The following is an 8,995-nucleotide window of genomic DNA, read 5'->3' as shown; positions in this document are numbered from 1 at the left end:
CCCACCCTCCCGCTCCGGCCCCGCCGGCGCCCCCGGGCGCCCCCGCCGCCCCCCCCCCCGCCCCGGCCGCCCCCCCCCCCCCCCCCGGGGGGCCCCCCCCCCCCCGGGGGGGGGGGGGCCCCCCCCCGCCCTTCGAACTGGGGTTTGTCAGATCCCGATGGGGTGCCAGGTGGTGCGGGTCTCCGTGAAGGAGAGCAGCCGCCTGGTGCCCGGGTCGGCCGTCCAGTCGGGCTCGGAGACCCGCAGGACACGCTTGAGGGTGTCGGCGGCGAGAACCTCAAGATCCCGTACGGAATCCGCCGGGACACCCGTCAGGTCCAGGGCGTTGACGTCCTCGTGCCCGGCCAGCGTCGGAGCGGTGTCACCGAGGGGGCCGGTCAGGATGTTGACCACACCGCCGGGGAGGTCCGAAGTCGCCAGCACTTCGCCGAAGGACAGCGCCGGGAGCGGGGCCGTCGGCGAGGCCAGCACGACCACGGTGTTGCCGGACGCGATCACCGGCGCGATCACCGAGGTCAGACCGAGCAGCGACGAGTCCGCGGGGGCCACGGCCACCACGACACCCGTCGGCACCGGCTCCGAGATGTTCAGGAAAGGACCGGCCACCGGGTTCGGGCCGCCCGCGAGCTGCGCGAGCTTGTCGGTCCACCCGGCGTACCAGACCCAGCGGTCGATCGCCGCGTCCACCTGGGCGAGCGCCTTGGGGCGGCTCAGGCCCTCGGCCGCGGCGACCTCCGTGGCGAACTGCTCGCGGCGGCCCTCCAGCATCTCGGCGATGCGGTAGAGCACCTGCCCGCGGTTGTAGGCCGTCGCGCCGGACCAGCCGCCGAACGCCTTGCGGGCCGCGACGACCGCGTCCCGCGCGTCCTTGCGGGAGCTGTGCGGGGCGTTGCCCAGCTGCTTGCCCTTGCTGTCTGCCACCGCGTACACCCGTCCGCTCTCGGAGCGGGGGAACTTACCCCCTACGTACAACTTGTAGGTCTTGAAGACTGCGAGACGGTCAACAGTGCTCATTTGCGCTCCCCCTCCGGGGTCGACGGGGTGAGGTACGCCTCCAGGCCGTGGCGACCGCCCTCACGACCGAAACCGGATTCCTTGAACCCGCCGAACGGCGAGGTGGGGTCGAACTTGTTGAACGTGTTGGTCCACACGACACCGGCCCGCAGGCGCTGTGCCGTCCACAGGGCCTTGGCGCCCTTTTCGGTCCAGACACCCGCGGACAGACCGTAGGGCGTGTTGTTGGCCTTCTCCAGGGCCTCCGCGGGGGTCCTGAACGTCTGTACGGAGAGCACCGGGCCGAAGACCTCCTCGCGGGAGATCCGGAACGACGACGTCACACCGGTGAAGATCGTCGGTGCGAAGTAGAACCCGTTGGCGGGCAGCTCGCAGGCCGGGGACCAGCGGGTCGCGCCCTCGGCTTCGCCGGATGCGGCGAGGTCGGTGATGCGCTTGAGCTGCGCGGCGGAGTTGATCGCGCCGATGTCGGTGTTCTTGTCCAGCGGGTCGCCCACCCGCAGGTGGGACATCCGCTCGCGGAGCATTTCGAGGACTTCGCCCTCGACGGACTCCTGTACGAGCAGCCGCGAACCGGCGCAGCAGACCTGGCCGCCGTTGAAGAAGATGCCGTCCACGATGCCTTCGACGGCCGCTTCGAGCGCGGCGTCGTCGTACACGATGTTGGCGGCCTTGCCGCCGAGCTCCAGGGTCAGCTTCTTCCCGGAACCGGCGAGCGTACGGGCGATCTCGCGGCCGACGGCCGTCGAGCCGGTGAACGCGACCTTGTCCACGCCGTCGTGCGAGGTCACCGCGCGGCCCGTGCTGGGACCGCCGGTGACGATGTTGACGACACCCGGCGGCAGCCCGGCCTCATCGAGGATGCGGGCGAAGTGCAGCGCGGTCAGCGGCGTGGTCTCGGCCGGCTTGATCACGACGGTGTTGCCGCAGGCCAGCGCGGGCGCGACCTTCCAGGCCAGCATCAGCAGCGGGAAGTTCCACGGAATGACCTGGCCGGCCACACCCAGCGGCTGCGGGTTCGCGCCGTATCCGGCGTGCGAGAGCTTGTCGGCCCAGCCCGCGTAGTGGAAGAAGTGCGCGGCGACGAGCGGCAGGTCGACGTTCATCGACTCGCGGATCGGCTTGCCGTTGTCCAGGGACTCCAGGACGGCGAGTTCCTTGGTGTGCTCCTGGACCAGGCGCGCGATGCGGAAGAGGTACTTCGCGCGCTCGCTGCCCGGCAGGGCCGACCACGGGCCGAAGGCCTTGCGGGCGGCGGCGACGGCACGGTCGACGTCGGCTTCGGTGCCCATGGCGTACTCCGCCAGGACCTCCTCGTTCGCCGGGTTGACCGTCTTGGCGCGACCGCCGTCGGAGGCCTCGGTGAACTGTCCGTCGATGAACAGGCCGTACGTGCTGTCGATGTCGACGACGGCCCTGGACTCAGGGGCCGGTGCGTATTCAAAAGTCGTCATCAGTGATCAGTCCGCCGTGACGTAGTCGGGGCCGGAGTAGCGGCCGGTGGAGAGCTTGCGGCGCTGCATCAGCAGGTCGTTGAGCAGCGAGGAAGCACCGATGCGGAACCAGTCGGGGTCCAGCCAGTCGGGACCCGCGGTCTCGTTCACCAGGACGAGGTTCTTGATCGCGTCCTTGGTGTTGCGGATGCCGCCGGCTGGCTTCACGCCGATCTGGCGGCCGGTCGCCGCGCGGAAGTCCCGTACTGCTTCCAGCATCAGCATCGTCACCGGGAGCGTCGCGTTGACCGGGGTCTTGCCCGTGGAAGTCTTGATGAAGTCGGCCCCCGCGAACATCGCCAGCCAGGAGGCGCGGCGCACGTTGTCGTACGTCACGAGCTCGCCGGTTTCGAGAATGACCTTCAGGTGAGTGTCACCACAGGCGGCCTTGACGGCCACGATCTCGTCGAAGACCAGCTGGAACCGGCCGGACAGGAACGCGCCCCGGTCGATCACCATGTCGATCTCGTCGGCACCGTTCGCGACGGCCTCGCGCACGTCGGCGAGCTTGATCTCCAGGGAGGCCCGGCCGGACGGGAACGCCGTGGCGACCGAGGCGATGTGGATGCCGGTGCCCCGGAGGTACTCCTTGGCGAACGGGACCATGTCGGGGTAGACGCACACCGCTGCCGGGCTCGGGGTCTCCGGAGCCTCCGGCGCGGGACGTACCGCTTTGGCGCACAGTTGCCGGACCTTGCCCGGAGTGTCCGCACCCTCGAGCGTGGTCAGGTCGATCATGCGAATGGCCAGGTCAATGGCCTGGGCCTTGCTCGCGGCCTTGATCGACCGGGAGGTGATGCGGGCCGCGCGGGCTTCCGCACCGACTTGGTCTACACCGGGCAGACCGAACAGGAAGCGCTTGAGTGTGGCTTCGGAGGAGGTCACCTCCGCCGGATCGGCGGACAGGTGCCCGAGCATGGGCGTGGGGGGAGCTGACGACGTTGTCACACGTATGAGCATATTTGAGCAACCAGGAACGGGCCGCACCGCGTCGTCGCGGCCGATGCGGAACGGCGGCCCCGGATCCCGGTGAAACTTCCTGGCGGATGACCGATTTAGCGCATACGTACGGCACAATTCAGCCCCATGAGCGCTGAATCGAGCACCTCCGTCTACCGGTCCAAAATGGCCATGGTCACCGGGGCGCTGCTGCTTGTCGTCGGAGTGTGGCTTGCCGTGGACGCGATCGTGCACGGCGCCGGTGACGTCGTGTGGAAGGCGCTGGCGGGGCTGCTGGCCGGTGGATCCCTGGTGATCGCGCTGACACTGCGCGCGGCGGTCGCCGCAGGGCCCGCGGAACTGCTGATCCGCAACCCGTTCCGGACCGCCGCCATCCCGTGGGGCGCGGTCGGGCACGTCAAGGCGGAGTACTCCGTCGAGGTGGTCGCCGACGGCAAGTCCTTCCACATCTGGGCGATCCCGGTCTCCCTGCGCGAGCGCAAGCGGGCCGCCCGGCTCAACGCCCGCCAGGTCGGCGATGACCCGTACGGCTCCGGTGCCGCGCAGATCCCGCGCCGGGCGGTCGCCGACCACGCCGTGGAGGACCTGCGCGGCATGGCCGAGCAGTTCGCCAAGACCTCCACCGGGCCCGTGGTCGTCCGCTGGGCCTGGGAGATCCTGGTGCCGCTGGCGGTGGGTGCGGTGGGCCTGGCTGTGGCCGTCGCCCGGTGACCCCCAACCCTCGCAGGTGGCCTCGACCGCGGCGAAGGTCGCGCTGAACGGCGTGGCCCCCGGGGCCGACGGGGGTTCAGTACGGCCGGACCGAGCCGGACCAGGCCGCCCACGGGCATCCTGGAGCTTCCGGGGCGACGGGCGCTCCGGAAGCTCCAGGATGGTCACAGCGGGCTGCGCTACATGCCCAGTGCCGCTGCCAGATCGGCCTTGACCGCGGCCAACGCGGCCGCGGCCTGGGCGCGCGCCCCGGGGACCTCGCCGGTCACCGGGACGACGACCTCCAGGTAGGCCTTCAGCTTCGGCTCGGTGCCGCTGGGGCGCACGACGATCCGGGCCCGGTCGACCGCGCCGGAACCGGCGAGGCGGTAGCGCAGGCCGTCGGTCGGCGGCAGCGCCGCGGAGCCCTCGGCCAGGTCCTCGGCTGAGAACACCGTCAGGCCGCCCAGGACGGTCGGCGGCGTAGCCCGCAGGCGGGCCATCGCGTCGGCGATCAGGTCGAGGTTCTCAACCCGGACCGAGTGCTGGTCGGTGGCGTACACGCCGTAGTCCCGCGCGATGTCGTCGAGCAGGTCCAGGAGCGTACGGCCTTCGGCCTTCAGCCCCGCGGCCAGCTCGGCGATCATCAGCCCGGCACTTATGCCGTCCTTGTCGCGCACACCGCTGGGATCCACGCAGTAGCCCAGAGCCTCTTCGTACGCGTACGCCAGGCCGTCGACGCGGGCCAGCCACTTGAAGCCGGTCAGCGTCTCGACGTACGGCTTCCCGTACGCCGCAGCGATCGCCTCAAGCAGCGAGGACGACACGATCGTGGTCGCGAACGTACCGTCGGCCCGCTCGGCGGTCGCGACGCCGAGCAGCGCGCCGACCTCGTCGCCGCGCAGCATCCGCCAGCCGCCGTCCACCGACGCGTCAGGCACGGCGACCGCACAGCGGTCCGCGTCCGGGTCGTTGGCGAGGATGACGTCCGCGGCCGCCTTGCGCGCGGTGGCGAAGGCCAGGTCCATCGCCCCTGGCTCTTCCGGGTTGGGGAAGGCGACCGTCGGGAACTCCGGGTCGGGCACGGCCTGTTCGGCCACCTCGACCGGCGCGGGGAACCCGGCGTGGTCGAGCGCGGCGAGCATGACAGCACCGCCGACACCGTGCATCGAGGTGTGCACGAGCGTGACGTCACGTCGGCCGTACGGGGAGACGACCGTCGTGGCGCGGGCCAGGTAGGCGTCCAGAACGGCGTCGTCCAGGACCTCCCAGCCGCTTTCAGCGCGCGGCACATCGTGCAGCGACCGTACGGCGTCGATTTTCGCGGCGATCTCCGCGTCGGCGGGCGGCACGATCTGCGAACCGTCGCCCAGGTAGACCTTGTAACCGTTGTCCTGCGGCGGATTGTGGCTCGCGGTGACCATCACCCCGGCGACACAGCCCAGATGCCGGATCGCGAACGCGAGGACCGGCGTCGGCAGCGGGCGCGGCAGCAGCAGGGCGTGCAGCCCGGCCGCCTCCATGACGGCGGCGGTGTCCCGGGCGAACACGTCCGACTTGTGCCGGGCGTCGAAGCCGATCACGACGGTCGGGTTGTCCGTACGCGATTCATTCAAATAGGCGGCAAGCCCGGCCGCCGCACGGATCACCACGGCCCGGTTCATCCGGTTCGGGCCCGCGCCGATCTCACCGCGCAGCCCGGCGGTGCCGAACTGCAGCAGGCCGGAGAACCGGTCCGCCAGACCGGCCTCGTCGCCCGCCGCGAGCAGTTGCTCCAGCTCGGCGCGGGTGTCCGCGTCCGGGTCCTCGGCCAGCCAGGCCTCAGCGGCCGCTGTGACAGTCGCTGCGTCCAGGACACCGCCGGTGGCCTCAGACACGGGGGAGGATTTCCGCGAGCAGGGCGCCCATGCGGGTCGCCGACGCGCGCCCGGCCTCAAGGACCTCGGCGTGGTTCAGCGGCTCACCGGTCATGCCCGCGGCCAGATTGGTGACCAGGGAGATGCCGAGCACCTCAGCGCCGGCCTCCCGGGCCGCGATGGCCTCCAGGGTGGTGGACATGCCGACCAGGTGCCCGCCGATCGCGCGCACCATGCCGATCTCCGCCGGGGTCTCGTAGTGCGGGCCGGGGAACTGGACGTAGACGCCCTCGTCAAGCGACGGGTCGATCTCCTTGCACAGCGCGCGCAGCCGCGGCGAGTACAGGTTCGTCAGGTCCACGAAGTTCGCGCCGACGATCGGCGAGGTCGCCGTCAGGTTGATGTGGTCGGAGATGAGGACCGGCTGTCCGGCTTCGAAGGTGGGCTTGAGCCCGCCGCAGCCATTGGTCAGCACGACGGTCTTGCAGCCCGCGGCGACGGCGGTGCGCACACCGTGCACGACGGCGGCGACACCGCGGCCCTCGTAGAAGTGGGTGCGGCCGAGGAAGATCAGGGCGCGCTTGTCGCCGATCTTCACGGAGCGGAAGTTCCCGCCGTGCCCGGCCACCGCCGCGGCGGAGAAGCCCGGGAGGTCGGTCAGCGGGAACTCGTACTCGGCCTCGCCGAGCGCGTCCGCGGCGGGCAGCCAACCGGAGCCCATGACCAGCGCCACGTCGTGAGTGGCGCCCCCGGTGAGCTCTTTGAGGCGCTCGGCGGCCGCGGTGGCGGCGGCGTAGGGGTCAGTGTCGATTGTGGTGTCGATCTCAGCATTCACAGAGTGAGCGTAAATGCTTCGCGTTTGTCCGTCTCGCGGTGGTTCTGTTCCGCAGACCCACTGAGTGAGATCTGCGTTAAATTTCGACCGACTGACACGGGCGGTTCCGCAGTTCCTTGACGTAGTCCTCAGGCGCTCCGGCGGACTCCGCCGCCTCGGCGACCATCCCGAGATAGCGCGCCGAGGGCATACCGCCCTCGTAGTCGTTGAGCACGTAGAGCCACGCGGCCTGCTCGCCGAACAGGGTCTGCACCCGCACGCGCATCTTGCGGTACAGATCCAGCGGCACGCCCTCCCAGCGGTCGAGGTTCTCCTCGTCCTCCCGGGTCAGGTCGTACAGGGCGACGAACAGCTCGCCCTTCTCCTCCTCGGCCACAGTCGCGAGGGAGCCCTCCCAGCCCAACTGCTCCCCGCCGAAGGTCAACCGCCACCCGCTCAGCCACCCCGTGTGGCGCATCGGCGAATGGGGTGCGCGCCGGGACATCTGCCGGGCGTCGAGGTTGCTGGCATACGCGGCGTACAGAGGCATGACCCGCAGACTACGACAGAGACACCTATGAGGGAGAATGACTCCCGTGACTCGCATCGTGATCGTTGGTGGTGGACCCGGCGGCTACGAAGCTGCACTCGTCGCAGCTCAGCTCGGAGCCGAGGTGACCGTCGTGGAACGCGACGGCGTCGGCGGAGCGGCCGTACTGACCGACTGTGTTCCGTCAAAGACCCTGATCGCCACCGCAGAGGTCATGACGACCTTCGCCGACTCGCACGCCGAGCTGGGCATCTTCGTCGACGACGGAACCCCCGGAACATTCGACAAGCCCAAGGTCGGCGTCGATCTGGACGTCGTCAACAAACGGGTGCTCGCCCTCGCCCTGGCCCAGTCCGACGACATCGCGGCGTCCCTGGCGAAGGAGGGCGTGCGCGTCCTGCGCGGGGCCGGCCGGCTCGACGGCACCTCCTGTGTGGTCGCGACGCTGCCCGACGGCTCACAGGAGCGGCTGCCGGCCGACGCGATCCTCATCGCCACCGGCGCGCAGCCGCGTGAGCTGCCGGACGCGGTGCCGGACGGCGAGCGCATCCTCAACTGGAAGCAGCTCTACAACCTCGACGCGCTGCCCCGCGAACTCATCGTGGTCGGCTCCGGGGTGACCGGGGCCGAGTTCGCCGGCGCCTACCAGGCACTCGGCGCGAAGGTCACCCTGGTGTCCAGCCGCGACCGGGTGCTGCCCGGCGAAGACCCGGACGCCGCCGAGGTCCTGGAGGCCACGTTCAAACGCCGCGGGATGCGCGTGATGAGCCGCTCCCGTGCCGAACGAGTCCACCGGGACGGCGACAGCGTGATCGTGACGCTCGCCGACGGCCAGATCCTCGAAGGCAGCCACTGCCTCATGGCGGTCGGCGCCGTCCCGAACACTGACGACATGGGCCTGACGGAGGCCGGAATCTACCTGAAGGACTCCGGGCACATCCGCGTCGACCGCGTTTCGCGGACCACCGCCCCCGGCGTCTACGCGGCCGGCGACTGCACGGGCGTGTTCGCCCTGGCGTCCGTCGCGGCCATGCAGGGCCGCATCGCGATGTACCACGCGCTGGGCGACGCGGTCACGCCACTTGAGCTGAAGGCCGTGGCCTCCAACGTCTTCACCGACCCCGAGATCGCCACCTGCGGCTACACCCAGGCGCAGATCGACGCCGGGGAGATCGAAGCCCGGGCGGTCACGCTGCCCCTGCCGCGCAACCCGCGCGCGAAGATGCAGGGCATCCACAACGGCTTCGTGAAACTGTTCTCCCGCCCAGGCACCGGCATCATCGTCGGCGGCGTGGTGGTGTCCCCGCACGCCAGCGAACTGATCCACCCGGTCTCCCTCGCCGTGGACCTCCACCTGACCGTGGACCAGGTCGCCAACGCGTTCACGGTGTACCCGTCGCTGTCCGGTTCGATCGCCGAGGCGGCCCGCCAGCTGCACCGCTGCACTGACAAGTAACTGGGCTGTGCTTTTGCCGGGCTCCAAGCGCGGGCTGTGCTTTTGTCGGGCTCCAAGCGCGGGCGTCTTCCTCACGTCCCCGTCGCTGCGCTCCGGGGCCGTTCGGCGCCCGCGCGTCGCCCGGTCGGGCCGCGCCCTCCGGGCGCGCTCGGGGCGCTGCGC

At 70.7% G+C, this 8,995-nt stretch carries 8 protein-coding genes; 2 read left to right on the top strand and 6 right to left on the bottom strand.

Features of this window, described 5'->3' with window-relative positions:
• Positions 1-147: 147 nt before the first annotated feature.
• From AC0Z36_RS28900 to deoC, 3 genes are read right to left on the bottom strand one after another with little or no spacing between them, the layout of a single operon-like run.
• Complete coding sequence (locus AC0Z36_RS28900) at positions 148-1,014, bottom strand: aldehyde dehydrogenase family protein (protein WP_485466035.1); 867 nt, start codon at positions 1,012-1,014, stop codon at positions 148-150.
• Positions 1,011-2,468 (bottom strand): aldehyde dehydrogenase family protein, encoded by a 1,458-nt coding sequence (locus AC0Z36_RS28895; protein ID WP_485466034.1) that lies wholly within the window; start codon positions 2,466-2,468, stop codon positions 1,011-1,013. Before AC0Z36_RS28895 ends, AC0Z36_RS28900 begins: the two co-directional genes overlap by 4 nt.
• Before the next feature lie 6 nt (positions 2,469-2,474).
• Complete coding sequence (gene deoC / locus AC0Z36_RS28890) at positions 2,475-3,425, bottom strand: deoxyribose-phosphate aldolase (protein ID WP_485466036.1); 951 nt, start codon at positions 3,423-3,425, stop codon at positions 2,475-2,477.
• A gap of 168 nt (positions 3,426-3,593) precedes the next feature.
• Here deoC and AC0Z36_RS28885 point away from each other — a divergent pair, with 168 nt between their 5' ends.
• Positions 3,594-4,178 (top strand): PH domain-containing protein, encoded by a 585-nt coding sequence (locus AC0Z36_RS28885; RefSeq protein WP_485466033.1) that lies wholly within the window; start codon positions 3,594-3,596, stop codon positions 4,176-4,178.
• A 179-nt stretch (positions 4,179-4,357) separates the two neighbouring features.
• Here AC0Z36_RS28885 and AC0Z36_RS28880 read toward each other — a convergent pair whose 3' ends face one another.
• The 3 genes from AC0Z36_RS28880 to AC0Z36_RS28870 all read right to left on the bottom strand — a co-directional run bounded on the left by AC0Z36_RS28880 (position 4,358) and on the right by AC0Z36_RS28870 (position 7,377).
• Complete coding sequence (locus AC0Z36_RS28880; protein ID WP_485466032.1) at positions 4,358-6,034, bottom strand: phospho-sugar mutase; 1,677 nt, start codon at positions 6,032-6,034, stop codon at positions 4,358-4,360.
• Complete coding sequence (locus AC0Z36_RS28875; protein WP_485466031.1) at positions 6,027-6,848, bottom strand: purine-nucleoside phosphorylase; 822 nt, start codon at positions 6,846-6,848, stop codon at positions 6,027-6,029. Before AC0Z36_RS28875 ends, AC0Z36_RS28880 begins: the two co-directional genes overlap by 8 nt.
• Positions 6,849-6,924: 76 nt before the next feature.
• Positions 6,925-7,377 (bottom strand): gamma-glutamylcyclotransferase family protein, encoded by a 453-nt coding sequence (locus tag AC0Z36_RS28870; RefSeq protein ID WP_485466030.1) that lies wholly within the window; start codon positions 7,375-7,377, stop codon positions 6,925-6,927.
• 46 nt (positions 7,378-7,423) lie between these two features.
• Here AC0Z36_RS28870 and AC0Z36_RS28865 point away from each other — a divergent pair, with 46 nt between their 5' ends.
• Entirely contained in the window at positions 7,424-8,833 is a 1,410-nt protein-coding gene (locus tag AC0Z36_RS28865; protein WP_485466029.1) for an NAD(P)H-quinone dehydrogenase, read from the top strand.
• Positions 8,834-8,995 lie beyond the last annotated feature (162 nt).

The sequence above is a fragment of the Kitasatospora sp. UYEF31 genome (assembly GCF_057291755.1).
The sequence above is the reverse complement of the archived record's forward strand: the minus strand, read 5'-3'. Positions and strand labels throughout refer to the sequence as shown.